Source organism: Streptomyces sp. MMCC 100 (assembly GCF_041538145.2).
GTDB lineage: Bacteria > Actinomycetota > Actinomycetes > Streptomycetales > Streptomycetaceae > Streptomyces.
On record NZ_JBGORK020000001.1, the window covers coordinates 7,929,595 to 7,955,343 of the forward strand.

Here is a 25,749-nt window from a genome sequence, read left to right on the forward strand (position 1 = left end):
CACAGGCGTCTACCGCTCCACCCGTATCCGCCGGGTCTCGCTCACCTGGTCGATCTCCGACACCCGGACCGTCGCCTTCATCGTCCAGGTGCCCGGGAGAGGGAGGGTGACGGTGTTGGCGCTCCAGTACCCTCCCCGGTCGACCAGGTCCGCCTCGATGGGGCCGACGTGCCGGTCGGGGAGGGTGAAGGCGAGGCGGAGCTCGGGTACGGCGGCCAGGCTGCCGTCGGGGCCGAAGACGACGGCCTGCACCGCGTTGTCGCCGGTACGGCCCGGGTCCAGGGTGATCTGGACCGTGCCCCGGCCCGAGGCGCCGATCTCGAACGGGATCGTGGTGACGGACGCGGGCAGTACCCCGCCCGCCGGTACGGCCGCCCGCGCCGCCTCCTCCGCGGAGCGGCCGGGCGGGGTGGCGGTGAGCACGGTGGTGACCCCCAGCACGGCGGCGGCGACGACGGCCTCGACGAGGACGGAACGGCGCAGGCCGCGTCGGAGGGCGGACTCGGCCCCGGTGTCCCCGGTGCGGGTGCCGGTACCCGGATCGGTGCCGGTACCCGGATCGGTGCCGGTACCCGGATCGGTGCCGGCGCCCGGGCCCGTGTCGGCGCCCCGTGGGTGCGATGGCCGCGGTGCCTCCGGTGGTGGGCCGCCCGCCGGTTGCGGGACCCGCTCGTGCACGCGGTCGGGCTCGCGTACGGCGGCCGGCGCCGTGACCAGCGCCGCCGTCCACCTCCGGGACACCGCCGCCGCGGCCAGCAGGACGGCCACCAGGACCACCTTCGCGAGCAGCAGCCTGCCGTACGTCGAACCGGTGAGCGCCTGCCAGGAGCCGAGGCCGCGCCAGGACTGGTAGACGCCGGTGACGACCAGGACGGTCACGGCGGCGAAGGCGGTCCGGGAGAAGCGGGCGACCGTGTCCGCGTCCGGGGCGGGACGCGAGGCGCGCAGGGTGGTGAGCAGGGCCACGAGACCGCCGAGCCAGACCGCGGTGGCCAGCAGGTGCAGCACGGAGGACGTCATCGCGACCGGCACCTGTATGCCGGCCGAGGCGTGCTCGGCGGCGGCCCAGGTCAGGGCGAGGCCGACGGCCAGAACGGCGCCCACCGCGGCGGCGAGCGGGATGCGCCCCGCGCGCCCCTCGCGCCGGTCCGCGCGGGCCGTGGGGACCGCGCGGGACGTGCCGACTGTGGGGACCGCGTGGGCCGTGCGGGCGAGGTACAGCGCGACCGGCATCAGCAGCCCCAGCCTGGCCAGGAGCAGGACACCGGGGCGGGTCGTGAGGGTGTCGCCCAGCGCGGCCGGGTCGAGGGCCGCCGACGGGCCCGTACCCGCCTCGTACGGGGCGCGCAGCACCAGCAGTGCGACGGTGGCCGCCAGCAGGGTCCACCAGGCGGCCACCAGCGGCCGGCGCAGCGGGGCCGGATCCGGCGGGCGGCACAGGGCGACGAAGGCGGCGGTGCCGATGAGCAGGGCCGCGGCGAGGTAGGAGAGGTAGCGGGCGATCTTGTGGAGGGTCGCGGTCAGCGGATCCTCGGTGGGGCCGGTGTCCACGGGCGCGGCCGCCTGGGACGGCTTGCCGACCGAGAAGGTGAAGGCGCCCGAGACGGGGTGGCTGTCGGCGGACACCACCCGCCAGGCCACGGTGTACGTCCCCTCCCCCAGCTCGCCCGGCAGCGCGACCCGGGCCGTGTCGGAACGCCCGTCCGCGCGTCCGGCCTCCCCCGTGTGCACCCGGTGGCCGCCCGGGTCCAGGACGCGGAAGGAGTCGTCGCGCAGGCCGACGGACTCGCTGAAGGTCAGGGTGACGTGCGCGGGGGCCCGCCGGAGGACGGTTCCGTCCCCGGGGTCGGTGGAGCCGAGGGCGGCGTGGGCGGACGCCGGTCCCGTGCCGCCGAGGAGGAGCAGGACCAGCACGGCGCCCAGCAGCACCAGCCGCTGAACTCCCCGGGGGTCCCTCCGCCGGTTCCGGTCCCGCCGCCGGTCCGGGTTCCGGTTCCGGTCCCGCCGCCGGTCCGGGTTCCGGTTCCGGTTCCGTCGTCGCTCGCGGTTCCGTCCGCCCCCGCTCCCTCGCCCCCGGCCTCCAGCGCACGCACCGCCGCCACACCTCACGTCGCATCTCCGTCGTCGGGACCCACTGCCTCGCCGATACGTACGGACGCGGAGGCCGCCCCGCTCACCCGTGGACCAGGGGGCTCCTCACCACGACGGGCGTGCCGTCACCCCGCCGTCCACCACGAGGTCGTGGCCCGTCACCCAGGACGCCAGCCGCGAGGCGAGGAACACGCACGCGTCGCCCACGTCCTCCGGGCGCCCGAGCCGTCCCGTCGGCGCCGCCCGCCGCCACCGCCGTACGCCCTCCGGCCAGGTCTCGGCCAGGCCCTCGCGGTCGACGAGGCCGGGCGAGACGGAGTTGACCCTGACCCCCCAAGGGCCGTACTCCAGGGCCGCCGACCGGGCGTGCATCACGACCGCCGCCTTGGAGGCGCTGTAGTGCGCGTGGGCGGGAGCGGGGGCGCTCGCCTCGATGGAGGCGATGTGCGTGACCGTGCCGCCGCCGTCCTGGGCCCGCATGATCCGGGCCGCGGCCTGCGTGCACGCGAAGACGCCGGTGAGGTTGGTGTCCACCACCTCCCGCCACTCCGCCGCCGTCATGCCGGGCAGTTCCCGCAGTGGCTGCACGCCCGCGTTGTTGACCAGCGCGGTGAGCCGTCCGCCGCCCCAGTCGGCGGCCTCCTCGGCCAGGCGCCGGCAGGCGTCCTCGTCGGTGAGGTCGGCGCGCAGGACGGTGGCACGTCGACCGCGGTCCCGGATGCGCTGCGCCACGTCCCGCGCCGCCTCCACCGCCGTACGGCAGTGCACCGCCACCGCCGCGCCCTCCTCGGCGAAGCGCAGCGCGATCCCCCGGCCGATGCCGCCGCCCGCGCCGGTGACCAGGGCGACCTGGCCGTCGAGGAGATGTGTGGAGGGGGTCATGGGCGGCACAGTGCCACGATCCGCGCGGCCTCGGCCGGGTAGCGCGCCGTGAGGTCGGTGGCGTCGCCGTGCTCGTAGTCCCCGTAGGTGAAACCGGGCGCCATCGTGCAGCCGAAGAACGACCACGCGCCGCCCGCGGCCACCCGGCCGCCCATCCACGTACCGGCGGGGACCGTGAACTGCACGTGCTGCGCGCCCAGGACGTCCGGTCCCAGCACGGCCGTGCGCGCGCTGCCGTCCGGGGCGAGGAGCAGCAGTTCCAGCGGGTCGCCCAGGTAGAAGTGCCAGACCTCGTCGGCGGGCAGGCGGTGCAGGGCGGAGAAGTCGCCCGGGCGGGCGGTGAGCAGGGCGACGACGGCGGACCCGGCGGGGCGTCCGTCCGGGCGCTCGGGACCTGCCCAGGTGCGTCGGAACAGGCCGCCCTCGCGGGGGATGGGCTCCAGTGCGTAGTGCGCGATCAGGTCCTCGGCGGTCGGCGCGTCAGTCACCCCGCGAAGGCTACCTCCCGGCGCAGGAAAGCCAGTTGCGCCTTCTTCTCGGGCAGGTACACGTCCGGCAGGTCGACCTCGGGCAGGATGACCGCGGGGCCGACGGTGAAGCCCTGCCTGAGGAAGCGGGCGATCGCCTTCTCGTTGGCCACGTCCGGGTCGACCACGATCCGCGTCCGGTCCAGGCCCAGCAGCACGTACGCCATGAGGGCGCCCGACAGGGCGGCGGTCCAGCCGGGGCGCGCGCCGCCGGTTCCGGCGGGGGCGAGGAGCAGGTGGACGCCGATGTCGCCCGGCTCGGCGTCGTAGCACTCGCTCACCCGGTCGGCCGCGGGGTCGTAGGTCTGGAACAGGGCGACCGGCTCGCCGTCCATGGCGACCAGGTGGGCGTGGTGGGTGTCGAGGGTGTCCATGTGCGCGTAGATGTCGGTGACCTGTCGGCACGTCAGGCCGTTCATGCCCCAGAAGGCGGCCCGTTCCTCGCTCACCCAGCCGTGGACCACCGGGGCGTCCGCGACGGGGTCCAGGGGGAGGATGCGTACGGTGCCGAAGCCGTCGAGGTGCTGCTCGTGGACGGCGGCCCGGTCGGCGTACGGAGTCGTGTGCGCGGTCGCGTGCGCGGTCGCGTGCGGGGTCACGTGCGGGGTCACGTGCGGGTCAGTCATCGGTTTCCTTCGTGAGCCGGGCGAAGTCGGTGACCACCGGGGCGAGTTCCCCCTCGAGCCACAGGGGCTGCTGGTCGCGGTGGTGGGGTGAGCCCGGGACGCCCGACGCTCCGTGCGGTACCACCCAGCCGCTGTTCGCGCGGTCGGCCAGGTCCCAGACGTACCGGGCGGCCGGGCCGCGTGCGGCGCGGTCGGTGAGGCCGGGCACGGAGGAGGTGCACAGCACGCAGTCGTGGTGGCCGGAGAGGCCGGGCTCGTCCGTGAGGACGGTGGTGTCCGGCAGCGCCCGCCAGGGGGCCAGGCGGTGGGTGTCGCCCCAGGTGCCGGCCGGCGGGGACGCGGCGACCTCCTCCAGCGCGGCGCGGACGGTCTCGGCGCGGTCGATGCCGTACAGGTCCTCCGCGCGCAGCAGGTGTTCCAGGGCGTGGCCGACGCGCGGCAGGAGCGCGAGCCACGGCAGGAGCACCTCGGGGTACGCGGGCGGCACGGACGCCGGGGCGAGGGCCGGGTGCGCCGCCAGTCTTCGTACGACCGCTCCGCGCAGGGCCGCGTACGCCGCCGCGTCGGTGCTGTCGGCGTCCATGCGGCGGTCCCAGGCGAGGAGGCGGGCGCGGAGCGTGGTGGCCTCGGGGGTGAGGACGGCCCGGGCGGCTGGGGCCGCCGGGGTGGTCAGGGCGGCGAGGTGGTCCAGGAGTGGGCCGGCCGAAGCCAGGTGGGTGTCCGTGTGGATCGCGGGCATGTCCGACGCCGACCAGCGCTCCCTGCCCGCGAGCAGGGCGGCGATGCGGTCGGCGCGGTGCGGTGGGGCGAACTCGACGCCGAGGGGGGTGGACGGGCCGCGCTGGTTGGCCATCACGGCGACGCCGTCGGTGAGTCCGGCGCGGGGCGGGGTGTGCCAGCCGGTCCACTCGTGGCCGGGTTCCCAGGCCGGTACGGGGCGCAGGCGGTTCGCCTCCGGCCGTACCGGTACGCGGCCCGCGACCCGGTGCAGCAGACCGCCCTCCGTGTCGGCGGCCTGCACCACGTTGACCGGCTCGGCCCACGCGTCCAGGGCGCGGTCCACGTCGGCGACCGTGCGGGCCCGCAGCAGCGGCAGCAGGGCGCCGAAGCCGAGGTCGGCGGTGACGCGAGGCGGGTAGCGCAGACTGAGGGCGGCGGGGGTGCCGTCGTCCAGGCCCTCGGGGCCGCCGGCGATCACCGGGCCCCGGTCGGTCTCGATGACCTCGACCTCCACGGTCTCCTGCTCGCCCGGCTCCCCCGCGACGCGGATCGTCTCCGTGTGCCGGGTGGCGCGGTGCCAGGTGCCGTCCGGGCCCAGCGCCTCGACGCCTGCGCCGGTGCGGCGCAGACGCTCGCGGTACAGGTCCTGGTAGTCGGCCATGGCGTTGGTGATGGCCCAGGCGACCGTGCCGGCGTGGCCGAAGTGGGCGACACCGGGGACTCCGGGCACGGCGAGGCCGACGACGTCGAACTCCGGGCAGGACAGGTGGATCTGCTGGTAGACGCCGGGATCCTCGATGAAGCGGTGCGGGTCACCCGCGATGACCGCGTGCCCGGTGGTGGTCCGCTCGCCGCTCACCAGCCAGCCGTTGCTGCCCGCGGTGCCGGGGCCGTCGGCGGCGAACAGGGCGACGGCTTCCGGGCCGAGGTGCGCGGTGATGTGCTCGCGCCAGAGCTTGGCGGGGAAGCCGGCGAAGAGGATGTGCGTGGCGAGCCAGACGCCGAGCGGGGTCCACGGCTCCCAGCGGCCGGGGACGAGGCCGGTGCGGGCGAACTCGGGGGCGGGTTCGGCGTCCCTCGGCGCTTCGGCCAGCCCCTCGCTTCTCGGCGCTTCGGCCAGCCCCTCGCTTTTCGCCGCTTCGGCCGGCCCCTCGCTTCTCGGCGCTTCGGCCAGCCCCTCGCTTTTCGCCGCTTCGGCCGGCCCCTCGTTTCTCGGCGCTTCGGCCGGCCCCTCGTTTCTCGGCGCTTCGGCCAGCCCCTCGTTCACGCCGTCGACGTACGCCCGCACCCAGGCGGCCGTCTCCGGGTCCTTCTGCTCCAGGGCCGCGAAGCAGCGGCGTGCGGTGTCCGCGAGCCGGGCGCGGCGGGCGAGGCGGTCCCAGGACAGGGCCTCGGGTCCGAGGAAGGACGCGGAGGTGCCCTGTGCGCGGTGCCGCTCGACCTCCAGCTGCCAGGCGCGGTCACGGGCGGTCACCCGGCCCTGGGCGTGGGCGAGTTCGGCCGCGGAGTCCGCGCGCAGGTGCGGGATCCCCCAGGCGTCGCGGTATGTCTCGGCGCTCACCCCTGTGCCCCTACTTTCCTTTAGGTTAGGCTCACCTAAGTTTTTGGTCGTGGCCGAATAGTACGTGAAGGGTGAAGGAATCATGGGGCAGGGGCGGGGCTGGGAGGGCGCGGTCCTCAAGCTGATGCGCGCGAAGGACTTCGAGTTCACCGTGACGGACGTCGAGGACGTCACCCCGCACTACCGGCGGCTGCGCCTGAGCGACGGCGGCATGCTGACGGCGACCGGGGTCCACCCCACGATGTGGGTGCGGCTGTGGTTCGACAACGCGGGCCGGCCGCACCAGCGCGGGTACACACTGGTCGACCCGGATCCGGCGGCCGGCACCTTCGCCATGGAGTTCGCCCTGCACGAGGGGTGCGCGAGCGACTGGGCGCGGGCGGCGAAGCCGGGGGACACGATCGAGGCGACGGTCCAGGGCACCGGGTTCGAGGTGCCGCGGCCCCTTCCCTCCCGTGTCTTCGCGGTCGCGGACCCGGCGTCCCTGCCCGCGCTCAACTCCCTCCTCGACGCGCTGGGGCCGGTGCCGGCCACCGTCTGGTTCGAGGGCGGCACGGATGACGGCCTGCCCTTCCGCACCGTCGCCGAGCGGCACGAGGTCCGCGCGGTGCCGCGCCGGGACGCGGGGGCGCACCTGATGGCGCGGGTGAAGGAGGAACTGCCTGAGCTGCTGGGGTCCGCCGCCGAGCCGTTCGTCTGGATCGCCTGCGACACGGCGACGACGCGGGCGTTGGCCTCGTACGTCCGCAAGGAGCTGGGGGTGCCCAAGCAGCGGGTGAACGCGCTGGGGTACTGGCGCGCGACCTGAGCCCGTACGCGCGATCATCAGGACCATGGACGTCACACTTCACCTCGCCCAGGACCCCGAGGCCGACGAACTCCTCGGGCGCAGTCCGCTCGCCGCGCTGGTCGGCATGCTGCTCGACCAGCAGGTGCCGATGGAGTGGGCGTTCAAGGGCCCGTCGACCATTGCCCGGCGCATGGGGGCGGAGGACCTGGACGCGCACGACATCGCGGCCTACGACCCCGAGGCGTTCGCCGCGCTGCTCTCCGAGAAGCCGGCCGTGCACCGTTACCCCGGTTCGATGGCGGGGCGGGTGCAGCAGCTGTGCCGGTACCTCGTCGAGACGTACGACGGTGACGCCGAGGGCGTCTGGCGGGGCGTGTCCACCGGTAAGGAACTGCTGAAGCGGCTCCAGGAACTGCCTGGCTTCGGCAAGCAGAAGGCCCAGATCTTCCTCGCGCTGCTCGGCAAGCAGCTCGGCGTCCGTCCCGAGGGGTGGCGCGAGGCCGCGGGCGCGTACGGGGAGCCGGACTCCTTCCGGTCCGTCGCGGACATCAGGGGGCCGGAGTCCCTGACCAAGGTGCGGGCGCACAAGCAGGAGATGAAGGCGGCGGCCAAGGCGGCGAAGGCCTCCGGCAAGTAGGCGGCGGGCTGTGCGGGTGCCTCCGGCGGTGGGGCGGGGCGCCTCTGCTCCGGCGGTGGGGGGTGCGGTGCCTGCGGCGGCCTGTGCGGGTGCCTCTGGCGGTGGTGGGGGTGCGGGGGGCCTGCGGCGCCTGTGCGGGTTCGGTGGGGGTGCGCGTAGCGCGGTGCGTTGTCTGGGGGCGGGGCCGCGTCGGGGGGTGTCCGTCCTCGGAACGGCGCGGAATCGGTCGGCCACAGAAGCGGGCCGCGTTGACGCGCCAACCGCTGCGGGCGGACACCCCCCGACACGTCCCCTTCTCGCCGTACGCGGCTCCCCGCCGCCCACCGTCGCTGCCCCTTCTCGCCGTACGCGGCTCCCCGCCGCCCACCGTCGCTGCCCCGTCCCGCCGTACGCGGCTCCCCGCCGTAGCTGCGGGCAGCCGCCTGGCCGCCGTCGCTGCGGGCAGTCGTGCCGCTGGGCGGCACGGGTGGGCGGTGGGGGCACCTCCCGCTCGAGCTAAGCCGAGAGTGGGGGAGGCACCCCGTTACGCCGGGCCGCGCGACCCACCCCGCGCCGAGTGCGTACGTCAGCCCCGTGGACCTCTCCAGTGGCGGGGACGCCCGAGGCACTCCCAGCATGGGGCATGACCGAACCACCGAGCGGCTCCCCCGGCGGGACGCCGTACGACGACCGCGGGGTGCACACCCGGCACGGGACCCACGCCCCGGGCGCCGGACGGCAGGAGCACGAGCCCGAGCCGCCCTTCGAGGGGCCCCTGCACCAGCTGTCCCGTGCCGCCTGGCAGACCGTGCTGTTCACCGGTGTCGCCTCGCTCGTCCTGGGCCTGCTGGTCCTGGTCTGGCCCGGCGCCTCGCTGCTCGCGGCCGGCGTGCTCTTCGGCCTCTACCTCGTCATCAGCGGCGTTCTGCAACTGGCCGCCGCCTTCGGCACGCACCGGAGGACCTCGCTGCGGGTGCTGGCCTTCATCAGCGGCGCCGTGTCGATCCTGCTGGGTCTGTTCTGCTTCCGCGGCCCGCTGCAGTCGGTGCTGCTGCTCGCCCTGTGGATCGGCATCGGCTGGTTGTTCCGCGGCGTCACGCAGATCGTGGCCGCCGTGCACGACCCGGCGATGCCCGCGCGCGGCTGGCACATCTTCCTCGGCGTCGTCACCGTCGTGGCCGGCATCGTCCTGATCGACTCGCCGGTCGAGTCGGCCACCGTTCTCATGCTGGTCGGCGGCTGGTGGCTGGTCGTCGTCGGCGTCGTCGAGATCGTCACGTCCGTGCGGCTGCGCGGGCGGGCGGGACAGGTCCCCCGCAGGCTGTGAAGGGCGTCCGTGCGCCGGGCGAGCGGGTCTCGCCCCCGGTGCGATGGACGGCGTACGCCGGGCGGGACACGAGTGAGGTGAGACCGATCTCGCGGGGCCGTCGGTGATTGGTCCCGTTTACGGCGTCTTTTCCGGCGTCGCACTCCGGCGCCATGGCTGCGCCCGCAACGCCCGGGCCGGTAGGCTTTCCGTGTGATCTTCAAGCGCATCGGAAACGGCCGGCCGTACCCCGACCACGGCCGGGAAAGCACCCGGCAGTGGGCGGACGTCGCTCCGCGCCCGGTCCGCCTCGATCAGCTCGTGACGACCAAGGGCCAGCTCGACCTGGAAACGCTTCTGGCCGAGGACTCCACCTTCTACGGCGATCTCTTCGCGCACGTCGTGAAGTGGCAGGGCGATCTCTACCTGGAGGACGGACTGCACCGGGCGGTGCGGGCCGCGCTGCAGCAACGCCAGGTGCTGCACGCCCGCGTTCTCGAACTCGGCTGACCGGGTCCCGGCGGCCTGCCGGTGAGGCTCGCGCTTGACCCTTTCGGGTTGCATTGCCACCGAACCTCGGAACGTCGACTGATCATCTAATAGGCATCGCCGCTCCAGCGCATTACGCTGCGCCCATGAGCATGCTGACTCCTCCCGGCATGGGTGGCCAGTACAAGATCACGGGGGACAAGTACCCGCGGATGCGCCCGGCCCGGCGACGCGGCCGTGTCGCGTTCGCCGCCGTCGCCTGCGTCACCGTTCTCGGGGTGCTCGGCTGGGGCACGCTGCAGCTCATCGACGTCTTCACCGGCGGCGACAAGGCCTCGGCGGCCGGTGCCGCGGGCTGTGCCCCCACTGCGAAGGCGAGCGCCTCGCCCGCCGCCGTGGTGCTGCCGAAGCCCGGTCAGGTCACCGTCAACGTGCTCAACGCGACGACCCGCGGCGGACTGGCCCAGAAGACCGCCGAAGAGCTGAAGAAGCGCGGCTTCCGCGTGGGCGACGTGAGCAACGCGCCCAAGGAGTACGACAAGAAGGTCGACGGCACGGGTCTTCTGCTCGGACCGTCCGCCTCCCTCAAGAGTTCGCTCACCGTGCTCGGCACGCAGCTCCCCGGCGCCGAGCACCGCGCCGACGCGGCCCGCAAGGGCGCCGCCGTCGACCTGATCATCGGCAACGGCTTCAAGGGGCTGGCGAAGCGTGCGGACGCCGACACGGCGCTGGCCAAGCTGACCGCGCCGCGGTCGACGCCCGCCGCGGAGAAGAAGGGCTGCTGAGCAGCGCTCCGGGGTACTACTCGGCCGCTCCGTACATGCGGTCGCCCGCGTCGCCGAGGCCCGGCACGATGTAGCCCTGCTCGTTGAGACGCTCGTCGACCGAGGCCGTCACGACCGTCACCGGGGTGCCGGCCAGCTCGCGCTCCATGAGTTCGACGCCCTCGGGCGCGGCGAGCAGCACCACCGCCGTCACGTCGTCGGCGCCGCGCTTGATCAGCTCCCGGATCGACGCGACCAGGGTGCCACCGGTGGCCAGCATGGGGTCCAGAACGTACACCTGGCGGCCGGACAGGTCGTCCGGCATGCGCGTGGCGTACGTGGACGCCTGGAGCGTCTCCTCGTTGCGCACCATGCCGAGGAAGCCCACCTCGGCGGTCGGCAGCAGCCGGACCATGCCGTCGAGCATGCCGAGTCCGGCCCGCAGGATCGGCACCACCAGCGGGCGCGGGTGGGAGAGCTTGACGCCGGTGGTCTTCGAGACCGGCGTGTGGATGTCGACCTGTTCGGTGCGCACGTCGCGCGTGGCCTCGTAGGCGAGCAGGGTGACCAGCTCGTCGGCGAGGCGGCGGAAGGTCGCGGAATCGGTGCGCTGGTCGCGCAGCGTGGTGAGCTTGTGGGCGACCAGGGGGTGGTCGACGACGTGGAGACGCATGCCCACCACAGTAACCGGGCCCCGTGGGGGCGGCGTCCCCGCGGCGGGCAAGGCTCCGGCTGCGGCTCCACTCGTTCGCGGGCGTCAAACCGCCCGACCGGGGGAAGGTGGGAGGGACGGACGCTGGGTGGTGAGACTGTGCCTGACCGGGACTTCCACAACACGCCGTCTCCCGGCGCGGACCGGGGGACGGGTCGCGGGGCGAAGCCGAGTGCGGTGCCGGAGCGGCAGCCGGACGGCGCTGCGCCGCGGGATCCCGAGCCGGATCGTGAGGCCGAACGACGGCGGCGCCGGGCCCAGTTCCTGCGCGATCTGGCGGAGGCCCGCCAGCTGCGGGACCGCGTGCAGCCGCGCCGCGCCAAGACCGCCCGGCTGCGGCACGCGATGCGCATGCGCACCTTCCGCTGGTAGCCCTTCCCGGGCCCCGGCCGCTTGACCGCTCGGCCGCTCGGCCGCTCGGCCGCTCGGCCTCCGGACTTTCCCGGCTTCCCACCCTTCCGTCTCTCCGGCTTCCCGGCTCCTGCTCCCCCCGACCTCCCCGGCACCCGCTCCCGCTCCGCGGAGAACTTCCTGAGCCGGCCGGGGAAGATCGCGCGCCGCGCCGACGTTGGTGGTGACGGACGCACGCGGGGACCGCGAGAATCCGCGTACGATCCGCACGTGGCGGCGACGAGAGCGCTGCTGGGTGGCTGCCCGGGTACGCACCTTCCGGGACGCCGGTCAAAACAGCCGGACACAGGGCGCCGAAGACGTCCCCTGAGTGCCTTGTTTCTGCCACGATTCCGAGTGGGTGGGGCTCGGAGCACCGCTCCCCCGCCCGTAGCCTCCGCCGGGGGGATCCCCAACCGGCACCCCTAGGACCAGTGGGAGAGTCACGGTGTACTTCGCCGCACTGCTCGCGCGCACCGAAGACGGGTGGGAAGCGAGCGACACAGAGCTCGACGATGTGGAAACCCTGTCGGATCTCGCCGACCTGGCCCGGGAGGCGTCTCCCGACGAGGACACGGTGCTCGTGCTGATCGAGCAGGAGGACGCGTGGTTCGGGGTCGTCCGGGTGGACGGTGAGGAGGACCCCCGTATCTACGTCTCGGACGCCGCCGCGGCCGCCCGCAGCAGCTACGGCGAGATCCTGCTCACCGACGAGTTGCTCGGCCGGGAACCCGATGACGACGGCGACGACCTCGACGCCCTCGACCTCGACGGCACGGAGGACGGCGAGTCCGACGACGAGGACGGCGGCGGCGGGGGTGACGCGGCCGCCGGCTCGGGCGAGGCCGTGCCGCACGGGCCGGTCGGCGACGCCGAGGTCCTCGACGACCTCGGCGTGAGCGAGAAGGAGCTGCGCTCGATGTCCGGGGACGCGGTCGGCGAGATCGCCGAGGCCCTGGGCGCCTCCGACGTACTGGAGACCGTCCGCTGACCGCGCCGGCCGAGGAGGACCCCGAGGGGACACCGCCCGATCCGGTGCGCGACCGGTGGCGGGCCGCGATGCGGCTCGCGCTGGCCGAGGCCGGGCGGGCCGCAGAGGGCGGGGACGTGCCGGTCGGCGCCGTCGTACTGGCGCCGGACGGCCGCACCGTGCTGTCCACGGGGCACAACGAACGCGAGGCCACCGGGGATCCGACGGCCCACGCCGAGGTCCTCGCCGTCCGGCGGGCCGCCGCGGTTCTGAGGGATTCAGCGGCGCGAAGCGCCTCCGGCAAGGGTGGTGGCGGGAGACGGGTGGGCGAGTGGCGGCTGGCCGGCTGCACGCTCGTCGTCACCCTGGAGCCGTGCACGATGTGCGCGGGCGCGCTCGTGCAGTCCCGCGTGGACCGCGTGGTCTACGGCGCCCGCGACGACAAGGCGGGCGCGGCCGGATCCCTGTGGGACCTGGTGCGCGACCGGCGGCTCAACCACCGTCCCGAGGTGATCGAGGGCGTGCTCGCGGACGACTGTGCCCGGCTGCTCACGGACTTCTTCCGCGACCGCTGAGCCCCCGCCGGACGGCTGTCCGGCGGCCGCAATACCGATTTCAGAGCATGCCGCTCCGTGCTGTAAGGTCTCTCTCGGTAGCGTGTCCGAGCGGCCGAAGGAGCTCGCCTCGAAAGCGAGTGTGGCGCAAGTCACCGAGGGTTCAAATCCCTCCGCTACCGCTTTGCAAGGGCCCTGTCGAAAGACGGGGCCCTTCGTGCGATCATGAGCGACCGAAAGGCGTGGGTCGAAGGGACAGGGGAGGCCGCGGTGGCGGTGAACTCGAAGAAGATCGCCGTCTATGTGCTCGTGGTCTTCGTGCTGTATGTGATCATCACCGATCCGGCCAAGGCAGCCGACTACGTGCAGATAGGTTTCCAGGGCATATCCGACGCGGCGGGCGCCGTGGGCGACTTCATGACCTGGGCCGCCAACGGAGGAGAGTGATGATCCGCCACCTCGTGCTGTTCAAGCTGAACGACGGCGTCGAGCGCGACGACCCGCGCGTCGTGGAGGGCGTCGAGGCCTTCCGGGCGCTCGGTGGCCAGATCGAGGACCTCCGCTTCTGGGAGTGCGCCTGGAACATCAGCGACCGGCCCATCGCCTACGACTTCGCCATCAACTCGGCCGTGGACGACGCCGACGCGCTGAAGCGCTACCTCGAACACCCGGCGCACCAGGCGGGCGTCGCGCTGTGGCGGGAGTTCGCCACCTGGGTGATCGCCGACTACGAGTTCTAGTACGACCACGGGCCCGCAGGGCGCTCCTGCCCCGTGCCCCGGCCCCGCACCAGCCCGGTGCGGGGCCGTTCTGCGTTCACTCAACACGACGTTATGCGGTGCTTGCACACAGTGGACATGTCTTGTGATGCTATGACCGCTTTTGACGGATGAGTTGACGGAAGAGTTGACAGATCACGAGGTGGAGTTGACCGTGCCGGCCAGTACTGCGCCTCAAGCACCGCCCGCACCGCCCGCCCAGGCCCAGGAGGCACCCGCGCCGCAGCGCAGCCGGGGCGCCGACACCCGGGCCCTGACCCAGGTGCTCTTCGGAGAGCTGAAGGACCTCACCCCGGGCACGCCGGAGCACGACCGGGTGCGCGCGGCGCTCATCGAGGCCAACCTCCCGCTGGTGCGCTACGCCGCCGCACGGTTCCGCTCCCGCAACGAGCCGATGGAGGACGTCGTCCAGGTCGGCACCATCGGGCTCATCAACGCCATCGACCGCTTCGACCCGGAGCGGGGCGTGCAGTTCCCGACGTTCGCGATGCCCACGGTGGTCGGGGAGATCAAGCGGTACTTCCGCGACAACGTGCGCACGGTGCACGTGCCGCGCCGGCTGCACGAGCTGTGGGTGCAGGTCAACAGCGCCACCGAGGACCTGACGACCGCCTTCGGACGCTCCCCGACGACCGCAGAGATCGCCGAGCGGCTGCGCATCACCGAGGAGGAGGTGCTGTCCTGCATCGAGGCGGGGCGGTCGTACCACGCCACCTCGCTGGAGGCCGCCCAGGAGGGCGACGGGCTGCCCGGGCTGCTGGACCGGCTCGGCTACGAGGACCCGGCCCTCGACGGGGTCGAGCACCGCGATCTGGTGCGGCATCTGCTCGTCCAACTTCCCGAGCGGGAGCAGCGGATCCTGCTGCTGCGCTACTACAGCAACCTCACGCAGTCGCAGATCAGCGCGGAACTCGGCGTCTCCCAGATGCACGTCTCGCGGCTACTGGCGCGTAGTTTCCAGCGATTGAGGTCCGCGAACCGGATCGACGCGTAACCTCGAGAGGGACTCCGGTCGGAGTCGAAAGCGCGAGCGAGGGGTCACCGGCGAGAGCGAATCGCTCACCAGGGCCGTTGCGGACGGAATCGGGCTGAAAGCCCCATCAGACCCCTTGTTTCCAGGGGGTATTCGCATCTCGGATGTCGACATGTCACTACAGCGCGTTGCCGACATGTGACATTCTGCCGGAGACGCGTTTGCCGGGGCTTCGGCTCCGGTATTCAGGTGAGGGCTGCGTTCCCGGCGTGGGAGCGTGTGCCGCGACCGTCCCGCGACCCAAAGGGGGTGGCATGTCCGTAGAACAGGGCAGCTCGAAGGTGCTCGCGCTCGCGGAGAGCGAGACCGCGCCCGACTCGATCGAGGCGCTCGGCGCCGTCGAGCCCGTCGGCCCCATCGACTCCGTCGGCACCGTCGGCTCCGTCGACGGCACTCAGGCCGGCGAAGCCGTGCCGGACCTCGACGCCGTGCCGGCCCAGGCGCTTCCGGCCACGGAGGCCATCGACACCCGCACCCTGTCCCGCTCCCTGTTCCTGCGGCTCGCCGCCCTCGACGAGGACAGCCCCGAGCGTGCCTACGTCCGGGACACCCTGATCGAGCTCAATCTCCCGCTGGTGCGTTACGCCGCCGCGCGCTTCCGCTCCCGCAACGAGCCGATGGAGGACATCGTCCAGGTCGGCACCATCGGCCTGATCAAGGCGATCGACCGCTTCGACTGCGAACGGGGAGTCGAGTTCCCGACGTTCGCCATGCCGACCGTCGTCGGCGAGATCAAGCGGTTCTTCCGCGACACCTCGTGGTCGGTGCGCGTCCCGCGCCGCCTCCAGGAGTTGCGCCTGGCCCTGACGAAGGCCAGCGACGAACTGTCCCAGAAGCTGGACCGCTCCCCGACGGTCGGCGAGCTGGCCGCCGTCCTTGGCGTGTCCGAGGAGGACGTCGTCGACGGTCTGGCCGTGGGCAACGCGTACACCGCCTCCTCGCTGGACTCCCCGGCCCCGGAGGACGACGGCGGCGAGGGCTCCCTGGCGGACCGCCTGGGCTACGAGGACACGGCGCTGGAGGGCGTGGAGTACCGCGAGTCCCTCAAGCCGCTGCTGGCCAAGCTGCCGCCCCGGGAGCGGCGGATCATCATGCTGCGCTTCTTCGCCAACATGACCCAGTCGCAGATCGGCGAGGAGGTCGGCATCTCGCAGATGCACGTCTCCCGGCTGCTCACCCGGACCCTGTCGCAGCTGCGCGAGGGCCTCATCTCCGACTGAGCCCGCGACGCGCGACCGTCCGTACGACAGCGCGGCGGCCGCCGCGGCACCTCGGGGGTGCCGCGGCGGTCGCCTTCGTACGTCTCGGTTGTCCGGCGGTCCCGGTGCCCCCGGTACCGCTTCGAGGGGTCCTAGCCGAGCGCCAGCCAGGCCACGGCCGCGACGACGATCACGGCGGCCACGATGCCGACGATCAGGCCGACGCGGGGCCCGGACGAGGAGGCGGGGGCAGCCTGCCGGCTCTGCGGGGCGTCGTCGACGAACGCGCGGAACATCTGGGTGCTGCCTGCGGGGTCGTTATTGCCCTGGGGGCCCTGGGTGTTAGCCATGGGCCGAGACACTAGCGAATCCGCGGGTGCGGCCCAAGTGCGGGGCCGCCGAGTGCCCTTGCCCCCGCTCACCCCCTATCACCTGCGCGTTTACTTTCGCAATACTTGTCTTTGCCAACTTTTTATGCCGCACCGGCCTCTTTTGTTTGCCTGTAGCAACTAACGGAACTTATGGTTGCCCTAAGCAACGAATCGGGAGGTGCGCATGGCCGGGAAGGCGCAGTACGAGGAGCTGATCCGTCAGTTCAGCGCCTTCGGCGCCGTGAAGCGGGAGATGGGGCGGCTGCTGCCGTCCGACTGCCCCGGTGGGTCCGTCGCCGTACTGACACTGCTCGGCCGCCACGGGGACATGCGCATGAGCAAGCTCGCGGAGCTGCTCGCGGTGGACATGTCGGTGACCAGCCGCCACGTCGCCCACGGCGCCGAGCGGGGCTGGATCGAACGTTTCCCCGACCCCGCCGACAAGCGCTCGCGCATCCTGCGCCTGACGCCCGCGGGGCAGGACCAGCTCGACGACATCGCCGAGCGGACCACCCAGCTGCTCTCCCACCGCCTGAGCGACTGGTCCGACGACGAGGTCGGCCAGCTCTCCCGGCTCATGGCCCGACTCAGGGCCAGCTTCGACGACTGCCGGGCCCCCGCGGCCCGGCCTCCCGCACTGTCCGGGGACGAACAGTCCACCCGTACACCCGCGATCACCATTCAGTAAAGGAAGTCCATGGCAACGACCACACCAGCCGGTGTGCGGGCTCATGCCAAGCACGGGGGAGGCTCCTCCGGAGACGCTCCGATGACGCACCGGCAGATCATGGAGGCATTGTCCGGGCTGCTGCTCGGCATGTTCTGCGCGATTCTGTCCTCGACCATCGTCACCAACGCCCTGCCCGAGATCATCGGGGACCTCGGTGGCGGCCAGAGCGCCTACACCTGGGTCGTCACCGCCTCGCTGCTGACGATGACCGCGTCCACTCCCCTGTGGGGCAAGCTCGCGGACCTGTTCAGCAAGAAGGCACTGGTCCAGATAGCCCTGATCGTCTTCGTCATCGGCTCCGTCGTGGCCGGTCTGGCGCAGAACCCCGCGATGCTGATCACCGCGCGGGCCATCCAGGGCCTGGGCGCCGGCGGTCTGTCCGCCCTGGCGCAGATCATCATGGCCGCGATGATCGCCCCGCGTGAGCGCGGGCGCTACTCCGGCTACCTCGGCGCCACCTTCGCCGTCGCCACCGTCGGCGGCCCGCTGCTCGGCGGCGTGATCACCGACACCAGCTGGCTCGGCTGGCGCTGGTGCCTCTACGTCGGCGTGCCCTTCGCGATCCTCGCGCTGATCGTGCTGCAGAAGACGCTGCACCTGCCGGTGCTCAAGCGGAAGGTCAAGGTCGACTGGGCCGGCGCCTTCTTCGTCACCGCGGCCGTCTGCCTGCTGCTCGTCTGGGTCACCTTCGCCGACGACAAGTACTCCTGGATGTCCTGGCAGACCGGGGCCATGGTCGGCGGCGCGATCGTGCTGACGCTGCTCTTCCTCCTCGTCGAGTCGAAGGCCAGCGAGCCGATCATCCCGCTGCGTCTGTTCAAGAACCGCACCATCACCCTGGCCTCGCTGGCCTCGCTGTTCGTCGGTATCGCGATGTTCGCGGGCACCGTCTACTTCAGCCAGTACTTCCAGCTGGCCCGGGACAAGTCCCCGACCATGTCGGGCGTCATGACGATCCCGATGATCGGCGGCCTGTTCGTCTCGTCCACGGTCTCCGGCATCGTCATCACCAAGACCGGCAAGTGGAAGCGCTGGCTGCTGACCGGCGGTGTGCTGCTGACCGCGGGCCTGGGCCTGCTCAGCACCATGCGCTACGACACCCCGTACTGGCACATCGGCATCTTCATGGCGCTGATGGGCCTCGGCGTCGGCATGATGATGCAGAACCTGGTGCTCTGCACGCAGAACCAGGTGGACCCGGGCGACCTGGGCTCCGCGTCCTCCACGGTCACCTTCTTCCGGTCCCTCGGCGGCGCGGTGGGCGTCTCGGTGCTCGGCTCCATCATGTCGACCCGGATCAGCCACTACGCCACCGACACCATCGGGCAGCTCGAGCCGGCGGACCAGATGGCGGCCGGCAAGGCCATGGGCTCCGGGCAGATCCCCGACATGGACCTGCTCCCCGCCCCCATCCGCACCTGGCTGGAGAGCGCCTACGGGCACGGCATCGCCGACATCTTCCTGTACGTCGCGCCGATCGCCCTGCTCGGCTTCCTGGTGACCCTGTTCATCAAGGAGGTCCCGCTGCGCACCAGGGGCGCCCTCGCCCAGGCGGCGGAGTCCTCGGCCGAGTCCGCCCCGCCGGTCGCGGGAACCCCCGCGGAGGCCGTCCGCGGCGCCGACGAGCCGGTCCCGGCCGGTGCGATGGCGGCCGTGTCGGCCGCACCCTCCGGTGACCCGGCCACCTCGGTCGCCTCGGACACCTCGGCCGCCCCGGCAGCCACGCAACGGCTCGCCGCCGTCGCCACGACGACCGGCTCCGGTGAACCGCAGGCGCCCGTCTCCGGCGGCATCGCGGTCCGCGGCTTCGTCCGCGGCGCCGAGTCCGCCCCGGTCCCGCAGGCCGCCGTCACGCTGATCTCCCTGGCCGGCCGCCAGCTCGGCCGGTCCGTCGCCCAGGCCGACGGCTCCTACGCCGTCGACGCGCCGAGCGCCGGGTCGTACGTGCTGATCGCCTCCGCCGACGGATTCCAGCCGCAGGCCTCCACCATCGTCGTCAACGACGAACCGGTCGCCTACGACATCCTGCTCAGCGGCACCAGCGGGCTCACCGGCCTGGTGCGGGCCGTGGAGAGCGGGCAGCCGGTCAAGGACGCCATGGTGATCGTCACCGACGTGCGCGGCGATCTGCTGGCCAGCGCCGCCACCGGTGAGCAGGGCGAGTTCGCCTTCACCGAGCTGGTGCCGGGCACGGTGACCGTCGCGGTCAACGCCGCCGGCTACCGGCCCCGCGCCCTGCCCCTCGAGGTGGGCGGCACCGGTGTCACCCGCGTCGAGGTCGACCTCCAGGCCGGCGCCCAGGTCCAGGGCGTCGTGCGGGCACCGCACGGTCCGCTGGCCGACGCCCGGGTCACCCTGGTCGACGCGGCGGGCAACGTGGTCGGCACGGCCACCACCGGTACGGACGGGGCGTACGCCTTCACCGACCTGGACGCCGGTGAGTACACCGTCATCGCGACCGGCTACCCGCCGGTGGCCACCGCCCTGACGGTCGCCGGCCCCGGTGCCGACGGCCACGACATCGAGCTCGCCCACCCCGGCGAGTAGCAGAACCCCGGCCCGTGGTGGCGTGCGCGCTCTGAGCGGAGGTGCGCCCGCCCACCACGGGCCGGTTTCTTTACGACCACTTTCTGAGCCTTTGCAGGGAGAAAACGGGATGGGACTGACCGCGAGGATCCGAACGCGGGACGGATGGGCCGTGTCGCACGCGGTCGTCACGGTGACCGACATGACCGGCACGCAGGTGCTGCGCGCCGAGGCGGACACCGAGGGCACCGTGCGGGACACCACCGCGCTGACGCCGGGGGCGTACACCGTGATCGTCACCGCGGTCGGCTACGCGCCGGCCGCCTCCAGCGCGATCGTCACCGCGAGCGGCCGGGCCGAGGTAGGCACCGTGACGCTGGCCCGCCAGGGCGGCACCGAGCTGCCGCCGCCGGGGCCGTGGACGGTCGACCCGGCGCACTCCAGCGTGGCCGCCGTCGCCCAGCACCTCGGCATCTCCAGCGTGCGCGGCCGCTTCACCGACTTCGCCGCCACCGTCGAGATCGCGCCGGACGACGTCACCAAGTCCCGGGTGGAGGCGGTGATCAAGGCGGCCTCGATCGACACCGGCAACGGCATGCGCGACACCCACCTGCGCTCGGCCGACTTCCTGGACGCCGAGCGGTTCCCGGAGATCACCTACCGCTCCACCTCGGTGAGCGAGGCCGGCCCGGACCGCTGGACCGTCCGCGGCGAGCTGGGCCTGCACGGGGTCGTCCGCGAGGTCGACCTGGACCTGGCCTACCTCGGCACCGGCGCCGACCCCTGGGGCGGCACCCGGGCGGCCTTCCGCGCGACGACGGAACTGCACCGCGAGGACTTCGCCATGAACTACAACCAGGTCGTCCAGGCCGGCATCGCCGCCATCGGCACGACGCTCAGGGTCGAGCTGGACGTCCAGGCGGTCCAGGGGGAGTCACTTCCGGCCGTGTGAGGCACCGCCGGACGCCCGGGCCACCACCTGGGCGCACAGGTCCCGGAGCTTGACGTTCCGGTCCTGTGAGGCCCGGCGCAGCCGCTCCAGGGCCCGGTGGGCGTCGATGCGCTCCCGGGCCATGAGCATGCCGACCGCCTGGTCTATGACGCTGCGGGAGAGCAGGGCGGTGCGCACATCCGCCGCCGAGGCCTGCTGCCGCTCGACGCGCAGGGCCTCGTTCACCGCGTCCGCGGCCCGCTCCGCGAAGGCGCGGGCCGGATCCAGCCCCCGGGCCAGGGAGTCCGGCTCGACGCCGTAGAGATTGAGCGCGGCGCCCGTCTCGCCCTCGACGGCCAGCGGCAGCGCCAGCACGCAGCGCACGCCGGTGGCGAGCGCGTACTGGGTGTACGCGGGCCAGCGGGTCTCGGCGGCCAGGTCCGGGGAGTACTGCGCGCCGCCCGACTCGGCGGCGTCCACGCAGGGCCCCGAGCCGTTCTCGTACTGGCGCAGGTCCAGGCCGGCGGGCAGGCCGGCACTGCCCGCCAGCGTCATCAGCCGGTCGGCGCGGCGCACCGTGACCGAGCAGGCGTCGGCGCCGGGCACCTCCTGGACCGCCCGGTCGGTCAGGTCGCGCAGCAGGGTGTCCAGGCCCTGGCTGCGCGCGATGGCGTGATCAAGCGTCTCCGTGCTCGTGTCCGTGTCCGTGTCCCTGGTCCGCGAGGTCATGACCGTACGGATGTCCCGTCACCGCTCGGTCACGCCTCTGCCGCCCGCGGCGGAGTTGGCGTCGACGATGCGGCGGGCGAGGTCGCGCAGCTTCACGTTCTCGCGCTGGGAGGCCTTCACCAGGGACTCGAAGGCACCGGCCGCGTCGATGTCCAGACGCTCCATCAGGATGCCGGTGGCCTGGCCGATCAGGTCCCGGGTGCGCATCGCCTCGGTGAGCTGCTCGCGCACGGTCGCCGAGTCCAGGGCGAGGGAGACGTGCGCGGTGAACAGCCGCCCGATGCGGGTGGCGTCCTCGTCGAAGGCCTGCGGCTTGCGGGCGTACGCCGTCAGCACGGTCAGCCGGCGCCGGTCGGCACGCAGCCGCAGGGACAGCGCGGAGCGCAGGCCGAGCCCGGACAGGACGTTGCCGCCGCCGTCGGCCTCGCTGTCGTCCGTCCGCACCACGGGCGTGGTCCACAGGCGTTCCCAGTCCGGGTGCGGGGTGTGGCCGCCCTGCCGGGGCTCCGGCGCGAACCGCACGGTCTCGTCGGTCCAGGCCAGGGAGCGCAGCCGGCCGCCGCGCTGGATCTCCGAGATGCCCGCGTGTTCGGCGTCGGGCAGCAGGCGTACCGCCAGGGTGACGGCGGTGTTCATGGTGTCGTCGGGGGTGCCCGTCCCGTGCAGGTCGCGAGCCGCTTCGGTCAGGGCCTCGGCCAGCTCGAAACCCACCGGAAAACGCGGCAAATCAGTAAATTCGGACGCAGCCACCACGAACCTCTTCGGCAAGCGCGGCCTCACGGCCGTGCGCAGGAGAGCTCCGCAGCACATTCCCGACTGCGAGCACAGGACGAACAGCACTTTAGCTGCTTGGTTGCGTGCCGGTGACGCTCGGCCGACGGACCGGGCGGACGGACGGCCGGTAGCCTTCCACGCCGCCGCGCCGCGTGGTGGAATGGGACCGGGTCAGGAAGCGGCCCGGCCGGAAGCCCGACGGACGTCTGTCAGGTGAGTGCTGTGACCTTCCGCCCCCAGCCCTGCGAGCCGTGCGAGCCGTGTGAACCACCCGGCTGCGCCGTGCTCGCGATGCCCAGCGAGATCGACTTCTGCAACGCCTCGGGACTGCTGCCCCTGATCATGACTGCCGTGGAGCAGCGCTCCGGCGGCCTGCGCCTGCTCGTCCTGGACCTGTCCGCGACCCGTTTCATGGACTCCCAGGGCGTCCGCCTCCTCGCCGCCGTACGCCGCAGGCTGCCCGACCGCACCCTGTTGCGCGTGGTGGCCGTCCCGAAGAGCGTGGCGAGCCGCGTCCTGGAACTCTCCGGGCTGCGCCGCGACGTGCCGGTCCACGACAGCCTCGCGGAGGCGCTGCGCGCGGAGAGCGGCACGGCGGGCGGCGGGACGGCGGGCGGCGGGACGGCGGGCGGCGGGACGGCGGGTGGCGGGACGGCGGGTGGCGGGACGGCGGCCTAGGCTGGCGGCATGGCACCGAACATCGCGACGAACACCCGTGTCTCCCTGGACGAGTTGCTGGACTTCGTACGCCCCCGGCACCGGGCGATCCTGCTGACCCGGCGGGCCGACGGCAGCCCGCAGGGGTCGCCGCTGACCTGCGGGGTCGACGACGCCGGCCGGATCGTCGTCTCGACCTACCCCGAACGGGCCAAGACCCGCAACGCGCGCCGTGACCCGCGGGTCAGCCTCATCGTGCTCAGCGACGAGTGGAACGGCCCCTGGGTCCAGATCGACGGCACCGCTGAGGTCATCGACTCCCCGGACTCCGTGGAGCCGCTCGTGGAGTACTTCCGCAACATCTCCGGCGAGCACCCCGACTGGGACGAGTACCGGCAGGCCATGGTGGAGCAGGGCAAGTCCATCGTCCGGGTGACTCCGGAGAAGTGGGGGCCGGTGGCGACGGGCGGCTTCCCTGCGCGGCTGGCGGCGGACGACTGAGGCGGACGACTGAGGCGGCCGGCCGGGGCGTACGGCCGGGGCGGCCGGCCGACGGCGGGTCAGCCCCGTTCGACCATCGCGTCGATGCCCGCGACGAGCAGGTCGAGGGCGAACTCGAAGTCCCGGTCCAGCATCTCCACAACGGTGTCGCCGCCCCGGGCTGCCATGATGTCCTGGGCGTCCTCGATGACGCCCGCGGTGTCCGGCACCTCGGTCACCGCGCTCATCGAGTCCTGGAAGTACTCGTCCGGACTCAGCCCGGTGTCCGCCACCCGGGCCAGGAAGCGGCTCTCGATGGTGCCGTAGCCGTACACGAACTGGAAGACGGCGGAGATGGCGCCGGTCAGCCGGTGTGCGGGCAGCCCGCTGCGGCGCACGACGTTCTGCACCGACCGGGAGAACGCCAGCGAGTGCGGCCCGATGTTGAGGTAGGTGCCGACCAGCCGGGACGACCAGGGGTGGCGCACCAGCAGCGCCCGGTTCTCCCGGGCCAGGGCACGCAGCTCCTCGCGCCAGTCAGGGCCGGCGTCCGGGTCCGGGTGGCGCAGCTCGCCGAAGACGGCGTCCAGGGCGAGTTCGAGCAGTTGGTCCTTGGTGTCGACGTACCAGTACACGGACATCGCGGTGACGTTCAGCTCGGCGGCCAGGCGGCGCATGGAGAACCCGGCCAGGCCCTCGGCGTCCAGCAGCCGGACGGTGACCCGGGTGATCCTGTCCCGGTCGAGCCCGGACGGCTGCCCCCCACGGCGCCCACTGCGCCGCCCCTCGCCCGACAGCCACACACTGGCCCGGGGCCCCTGCCGCCCTGCCTTCGCCATGCGCACCTCTCCTCGATTCATCACACGCCGGTCGGCGAAGCGCCCCGTAAGGGGCGCGGGACCACATCATTGTGCGGCTCCGCCGCGCGGGCGCGAGCAACCACGAACAACCGGCAGCCGCGACGCAAGCAGGCCACCCGACCCCTCAGGCGCTCACAACCCCCGAGTCTGCCCGCTCCGCCCGCCGCAACAACACCGCCGCCACCACCCCGCCCAGCAGCACGGCCACCGCCCCCACCGACTGACTGCTCCCCACTCCGGAGGAGAACGCGTCGAGGACCCGCCCCCGCTCCCCTTGCCCCTGCGCCGAAGCCAGCGCCGCGGGGAGAGACGTCGCCGCGACGGGGGCCAGCGCCGCGAACCGCGAAGACAGCACCGCGCCCAGCACGGCCACGCCCAGTCCGTTGCCGAACTCCGCCAGCGTGCCGTTGACCCCCGCGCCGACCCCCGCCTTGGCCGGCGGGATCGCGCTCATCAGCGCGTGGGCCATGGCCGGGTTGCCGAGCGCGCACCCCACGCCGATCAGCAGCAGCCCCAGCAGGGTGCCGGCGTAGCCCTGCCCGGTCAGCGCGGCGATGGCCACCAGGCCCGCCGACATCAGCACCATGCTCAGCAGCACCGCCACCGGCGTGCCCAGCCTGGCCAGCCACTTCGCCGCCACGCCGGAGAAGTTCAGCAGCACCACCGTCAGGGCCAGCGGCGCGGTCCGCAGCCCGGCCTCCAGCGGGCCGTACCCGAGGACGAACTGCAGGTGCTGGGTGAGCAGGAACAGCGCACCGCCCATGCCGAAGGTGATCAGCACAAGACCGGCCACCGCGCCGGTGAACCGCTGGTCGCGGAAGAAGGTGAGGTCGAGCATCGGGTACGGGACGCGGCTCTCCCAGCAGGCGAAGAGCGCGAGCACCCCCACGGCGACGGCGGCCGTGGCCAGGACCCGCCCCGACGTCCAGCCGTGTTCAGGACCGGAGATGATCGCGTAGACCAGTGCGGCCATACCGACCGTGGAGAGTACGGCGCCGAGCAGGTCGGGGCGGTCGCCCTGCCGGTTCTTCGACTCCGGGACCAGGGTCACGACCGCGACCAGGCCGAGGGCCACCACCGGCAGGTTGATCAGGAAGATCGCGCCCCACCAGAAGTGGTCCAGCACGAAGCCGCCGATCAGCGGCCCGCAGGCGAAGCCGAGCGCGCTGACCGCGCTCCAGATGCCGATCGCCTTGGCGTGCTCGGCGGCCGCGAAGATCTGCATGACCACGGCGAGCGTGGTGGTCAGCAGCAGGGCGCCGCCGACGCCCATGCCGGCCCGCGCCGCGATCAACTGGCCGGTGGTGTCCGCGAGTCCGGCCGCCAGCGAGCCGATTCCGAACAGGGCGAGGCCGGTGGCCAGCAGCTTCTTGCGGCCGTACCGGTCGGCCGCGCTGCCCGCGGTGAGCAGCAGGCCGGACTGGACGAGCGAGTAGGCGTTGATCATCCACTGGATGTCCGACGTGGCCGCGCCCAGCTCGTCGGTGAGCGAGGGGATGGCCACGTTCAGCACGGTGTTGTCCAGGACCACCGTGAGCTGGGCGAGGCTGATGACACCGAGGATCAGCCAGCGCTGGGGGTGGCCCTGGACCGGGGGTGCGGTTTCCCGCTCCTTGGCGGATTCCTGGGGCGATGTCGTCATGTTGTACAGCGTATAGGGCCTCCCTATACGCTGTACAACG

The 25,749-nt window shown here is 73.0% G+C and carries 28 protein-coding genes and 1 tRNA gene; 18 read left to right on the forward strand and 11 right to left on the reverse strand.

Annotation, left to right across the window (positions count from 1 at the left end; translation table 11 throughout):
- Positions 1-9 precede the first annotated feature (9 nt).
- From ABS735_RS36805 to ABS735_RS36825, 5 genes are all read right to left on the reverse strand, one after another.
- Entirely contained in the window at positions 10-1,929 is a 1,920-nt protein-coding gene (locus ABS735_RS36805; protein ID WP_373904608.1) for a copper resistance CopC/CopD family protein, read from the reverse strand.
- A gap of 267 nt (positions 1,930-2,196) precedes the next feature.
- Complete coding sequence (locus tag ABS735_RS36810; protein WP_373904609.1) at positions 2,197-2,973, reverse strand: SDR family NAD(P)-dependent oxidoreductase; 777 nt, start codon at positions 2,971-2,973, stop codon at positions 2,197-2,199.
- Positions 2,970-3,461, reverse strand: coding sequence for a cupin domain-containing protein (locus ABS735_RS36815; protein ID WP_373904610.1), 492 nt, complete (start codon positions 3,459-3,461; stop codon positions 2,970-2,972). The genes ABS735_RS36810 and ABS735_RS36815 overlap by 4 nt, the downstream gene beginning before the upstream one ends.
- The gene (locus tag ABS735_RS36820) at positions 3,458-4,126 is read right to left on the reverse strand and encodes a GNAT family N-acetyltransferase (protein WP_373904611.1); all 669 of its coding nucleotides are present in this window, start codon (positions 4,124-4,126) and stop codon (positions 3,458-3,460) included. The genes ABS735_RS36815 and ABS735_RS36820 overlap by 4 nt, the downstream gene beginning before the upstream one ends.
- Complete coding sequence (locus ABS735_RS36825; RefSeq protein WP_373904612.1) at positions 4,119-6,407, reverse strand: penicillin acylase family protein; 2,289 nt, start codon at positions 6,405-6,407, stop codon at positions 4,119-4,121. Before ABS735_RS36825 ends, ABS735_RS36820 begins: the two co-directional genes overlap by 8 nt.
- 82 nt (positions 6,408-6,489) lie before the next feature.
- Between ABS735_RS36825 and ABS735_RS36830 the strand changes: the two genes are divergently transcribed.
- The 5 genes from ABS735_RS36830 to ABS735_RS36850 all read left to right on the forward strand — a co-directional run bounded on the left by ABS735_RS36830 (position 6,490) and on the right by ABS735_RS36850 (position 10,393).
- Entirely contained in the window at positions 6,490-7,215 is a 726-nt protein-coding gene (locus ABS735_RS36830; protein ID WP_373904613.1) for a siderophore-interacting protein, read from the forward strand.
- 25 nt (positions 7,216-7,240) lie between these two features.
- The gene (locus ABS735_RS36835) at positions 7,241-7,834 is read left to right on the forward strand and encodes an HhH-GPD-type base excision DNA repair protein (RefSeq protein WP_373904614.1); all 594 of its coding nucleotides are present in this window, start codon (positions 7,241-7,243) and stop codon (positions 7,832-7,834) included.
- A gap of 622 nt (positions 7,835-8,456) precedes the next feature.
- Positions 8,457-9,140, forward strand: a complete 684-nt coding sequence (locus tag ABS735_RS36840; protein ID WP_373904615.1) for an HdeD family acid-resistance protein — start codon at positions 8,457-8,459, stop codon at positions 9,138-9,140.
- Between the two features lie 192 nt (positions 9,141-9,332).
- Positions 9,333-9,629, forward strand: coding sequence for a type II toxin-antitoxin system VapB family antitoxin (locus ABS735_RS36845; protein ID WP_003955420.1), 297 nt, complete (start codon positions 9,333-9,335; stop codon positions 9,627-9,629).
- A gap of 149 nt (positions 9,630-9,778) precedes the next feature.
- A complete protein-coding gene (locus tag ABS735_RS36850; protein ID WP_373905141.1) occupies positions 9,779-10,393 on the forward strand; it encodes a LytR C-terminal domain-containing protein in 615 nt (204 codons plus the stop codon).
- Between the two features lie 16 nt (positions 10,394-10,409).
- Here ABS735_RS36850 and upp read toward each other — a convergent pair whose 3' ends face one another.
- Positions 10,410-11,045 (reverse strand): uracil phosphoribosyltransferase, encoded by a 636-nt coding sequence (upp, locus tag ABS735_RS36855; RefSeq protein ID WP_030405186.1) that lies wholly within the window; start codon positions 11,043-11,045, stop codon positions 10,410-10,412.
- A gap of 138 nt (positions 11,046-11,183) precedes the next feature.
- Between upp and ABS735_RS36860 the strand changes: the two genes are divergently transcribed.
- The 8 genes from ABS735_RS36860 to ABS735_RS36895 all read left to right on the forward strand — a co-directional run bounded on the left by ABS735_RS36860 (position 11,184) and on the right by ABS735_RS36895 (position 16,030).
- On the forward strand, positions 11,184-11,456 hold the full coding sequence (locus ABS735_RS36860; RefSeq protein WP_373904616.1) for a hypothetical protein: 273 nt from the start codon (positions 11,184-11,186) through the stop codon (positions 11,454-11,456).
- Between the two features lie 466 nt (positions 11,457-11,922).
- Positions 11,923-12,465 (forward strand): tRNA adenosine deaminase-associated protein, encoded by a 543-nt coding sequence (locus ABS735_RS36865; protein WP_373904617.1) that lies wholly within the window; start codon positions 11,923-11,925, stop codon positions 12,463-12,465.
- Between the two features lie 68 nt (positions 12,466-12,533).
- A complete protein-coding gene (locus ABS735_RS36870; protein WP_373905142.1) occupies positions 12,534-13,019 on the forward strand; it encodes a nucleoside deaminase in 486 nt (161 codons plus the stop codon).
- A 76-nt stretch (positions 13,020-13,095) separates the two neighbouring features.
- Positions 13,096-13,180, forward strand: a tRNA-Ser gene (locus ABS735_RS36875).
- A gap of 43 nt (positions 13,181-13,223) precedes the next feature.
- The gene (locus tag ABS735_RS36880; RefSeq protein WP_373905167.1) at positions 13,224-13,445 is read left to right on the forward strand and encodes a hypothetical protein; all 222 of its coding nucleotides are present in this window, start codon (positions 13,224-13,226) and stop codon (positions 13,443-13,445) included.
- Positions 13,445-13,738, forward strand: coding sequence for a Dabb family protein (locus ABS735_RS36885; RefSeq protein WP_133889901.1), 294 nt, complete (start codon positions 13,445-13,447; stop codon positions 13,736-13,738). The genes ABS735_RS36880 and ABS735_RS36885 overlap by 1 nt, the downstream gene beginning before the upstream one ends.
- 193 nt (positions 13,739-13,931) lie before the next feature.
- The gene (locus tag ABS735_RS36890; RefSeq protein ID WP_114528682.1) at positions 13,932-14,771 is read left to right on the forward strand and encodes an RNA polymerase sigma factor SigF; all 840 of its coding nucleotides are present in this window, start codon (positions 13,932-13,934) and stop codon (positions 14,769-14,771) included.
- A 293-nt stretch (positions 14,772-15,064) separates the two neighbouring features.
- Complete coding sequence (locus tag ABS735_RS36895; RefSeq protein WP_373904618.1) at positions 15,065-16,030, forward strand: RNA polymerase sigma factor SigF; 966 nt, start codon at positions 15,065-15,067, stop codon at positions 16,028-16,030.
- A gap of 131 nt (positions 16,031-16,161) precedes the next feature.
- Here the strand turns inward: ABS735_RS36895 and ABS735_RS36900 are convergent, their stop codons facing one another.
- A complete protein-coding gene (locus tag ABS735_RS36900; RefSeq protein WP_373904619.1) occupies positions 16,162-16,359 on the reverse strand; it encodes a hypothetical protein in 198 nt (65 codons plus the stop codon).
- Between the two features lie 205 nt (positions 16,360-16,564).
- Here ABS735_RS36900 and ABS735_RS36905 point away from each other — a divergent pair, with 205 nt between their 5' ends.
- The 3 genes from ABS735_RS36905 (at position 16,565) to ABS735_RS36915 (ending at position 20,588) form a co-directional block, all read left to right on the forward strand.
- Positions 16,565-17,068, forward strand: a complete 504-nt coding sequence (locus ABS735_RS36905) for a MarR family winged helix-turn-helix transcriptional regulator (RefSeq protein ID WP_373904620.1) — start codon at positions 16,565-16,567, stop codon at positions 17,066-17,068.
- 81 nt (positions 17,069-17,149) lie between these two features.
- Positions 17,150-19,657, forward strand: coding sequence for an MFS transporter (locus ABS735_RS36910; RefSeq protein WP_476755873.1), 2,508 nt, complete (start codon positions 17,150-17,152; stop codon positions 19,655-19,657).
- Between the two features lie 109 nt (positions 19,658-19,766).
- Positions 19,767-20,588 (forward strand): YceI family protein, encoded by an 822-nt coding sequence (locus ABS735_RS36915; RefSeq protein WP_373904622.1) that lies wholly within the window; start codon positions 19,767-19,769, stop codon positions 20,586-20,588.
- Here ABS735_RS36915 and ABS735_RS36920 read toward each other — a convergent pair.
- On the reverse strand, positions 20,571-21,296 hold the full coding sequence (locus tag ABS735_RS36920; protein ID WP_373904623.1) for a GAF and ANTAR domain-containing protein: 726 nt from the start codon (positions 21,294-21,296) through the stop codon (positions 20,571-20,573). The genes ABS735_RS36915 and ABS735_RS36920 overlap by 18 nt on opposite strands.
- A gap of 18 nt (positions 21,297-21,314) precedes the next feature.
- Complete coding sequence (locus ABS735_RS36925; protein WP_373904624.1) at positions 21,315-22,064, reverse strand: ANTAR domain-containing protein; 750 nt, start codon at positions 22,062-22,064, stop codon at positions 21,315-21,317.
- A gap of 228 nt (positions 22,065-22,292) precedes the next feature.
- On the opposite strand from ABS735_RS36925, the gene ABS735_RS36930 reads away from it, so the two are divergent.
- Both ABS735_RS36930 and ABS735_RS36935 read left to right on the forward strand, forming a co-directional pair.
- On the forward strand, positions 22,293-22,748 hold the full coding sequence (locus ABS735_RS36930; protein ID WP_373905143.1) for an STAS domain-containing protein: 456 nt from the start codon (positions 22,293-22,295) through the stop codon (positions 22,746-22,748).
- A 9-nt stretch (positions 22,749-22,757) separates the two neighbouring features.
- Positions 22,758-23,228, forward strand: a complete 471-nt coding sequence (locus tag ABS735_RS36935; RefSeq protein ID WP_373904625.1) for a PPOX class F420-dependent oxidoreductase — start codon at positions 22,758-22,760, stop codon at positions 23,226-23,228.
- A gap of 59 nt (positions 23,229-23,287) precedes the next feature.
- On the opposite strand, the gene ABS735_RS36940 is transcribed toward ABS735_RS36935, so the two are convergent.
- A complete protein-coding gene (locus tag ABS735_RS36940; RefSeq protein ID WP_373904626.1) occupies positions 23,288-24,046 on the reverse strand; it encodes a TetR/AcrR family transcriptional regulator in 759 nt (252 codons plus the stop codon).
- 145 nt (positions 24,047-24,191) lie between these two features.
- The gene (locus ABS735_RS36945; protein ID WP_373904627.1) at positions 24,192-25,709 is read right to left on the reverse strand and encodes an MFS transporter; all 1,518 of its coding nucleotides are present in this window, start codon (positions 25,707-25,709) and stop codon (positions 24,192-24,194) included.
- Positions 25,710-25,749: the final 40 nt, after the last annotated feature.

Coding starts and splice junctions, on each gene's coding strand:
- ABS735_RS36810 (WP_373904609.1), bottom strand. CDS start 2,973: ATGACCCCCTCCACACATCTCCTCGACGGCCAGGTCGCCCTGGTCACC.
- ABS735_RS36820 (WP_373904611.1), bottom strand. CDS start 4,126: ATGACTGACCCGCACGTGACCCCGCACGTGACCCCGCACGCGACCGCG.
- ABS735_RS36830 (WP_373904613.1), top strand. CDS start 6,490: ATGGGGCAGGGGCGGGGCTGGGAGGGCGCGGTCCTCAAGCTGATGCGC.
- ABS735_RS36835 (WP_373904614.1), top strand. CDS start 7,241: ATGGACGTCACACTTCACCTCGCCCAGGACCCCGAGGCCGACGAACTC.
- ABS735_RS36840 (WP_373904615.1), top strand. CDS start 8,457: ATGACCGAACCACCGAGCGGCTCCCCCGGCGGGACGCCGTACGACGAC.
- ABS735_RS36850 (WP_373905141.1), top strand. CDS start 9,779: ATGGGTGGCCAGTACAAGATCACGGGGGACAAGTACCCGCGGATGCGC.
- upp (WP_030405186.1), bottom strand. CDS start 11,045: ATGCGTCTCCACGTCGTCGACCACCCCCTGGTCGCCCACAAGCTCACC.
- ABS735_RS36870 (WP_373905142.1), top strand. CDS start 12,534: ATGCGGCTCGCGCTGGCCGAGGCCGGGCGGGCCGCAGAGGGCGGGGAC.
- ABS735_RS36880 (WP_373905167.1), top strand. CDS start 13,224: ATGAGCGACCGAAAGGCGTGGGTCGAAGGGACAGGGGAGGCCGCGGTG.
- ABS735_RS36885 (WP_133889901.1), top strand. CDS start 13,445: ATGATCCGCCACCTCGTGCTGTTCAAGCTGAACGACGGCGTCGAGCGC.
- ABS735_RS36895 (WP_373904618.1), top strand. CDS start 15,065: ATGTCCGTAGAACAGGGCAGCTCGAAGGTGCTCGCGCTCGCGGAGAGC.
- ABS735_RS36900 (WP_373904619.1), bottom strand. CDS start 16,359: ATGGCTAACACCCAGGGCCCCCAGGGCAATAACGACCCCGCAGGCAGC.
- ABS735_RS36905 (WP_373904620.1), top strand. CDS start 16,565: ATGGCCGGGAAGGCGCAGTACGAGGAGCTGATCCGTCAGTTCAGCGCC.
- ABS735_RS36910 (WP_476755873.1), top strand. CDS start 17,150: ATGACGCACCGGCAGATCATGGAGGCATTGTCCGGGCTGCTGCTCGGC.
- ABS735_RS36915 (WP_373904622.1), top strand. CDS start 19,767: ATGGGACTGACCGCGAGGATCCGAACGCGGGACGGATGGGCCGTGTCG.
- ABS735_RS36920 (WP_373904623.1), bottom strand. CDS start 21,296: ATGACCTCGCGGACCAGGGACACGGACACGGACACGAGCACGGAGACG.
- ABS735_RS36935 (WP_373904625.1), top strand. CDS start 22,758: ATGGCACCGAACATCGCGACGAACACCCGTGTCTCCCTGGACGAGTTG.
- ABS735_RS36940 (WP_373904626.1), bottom strand. CDS start 24,046: ATGGCGAAGGCAGGGCGGCAGGGGCCCCGGGCCAGTGTGTGGCTGTCG.
- ABS735_RS36945 (WP_373904627.1), bottom strand. CDS start 25,709: ATGACGACATCGCCCCAGGAATCCGCCAAGGAGCGGGAAACCGCACCC.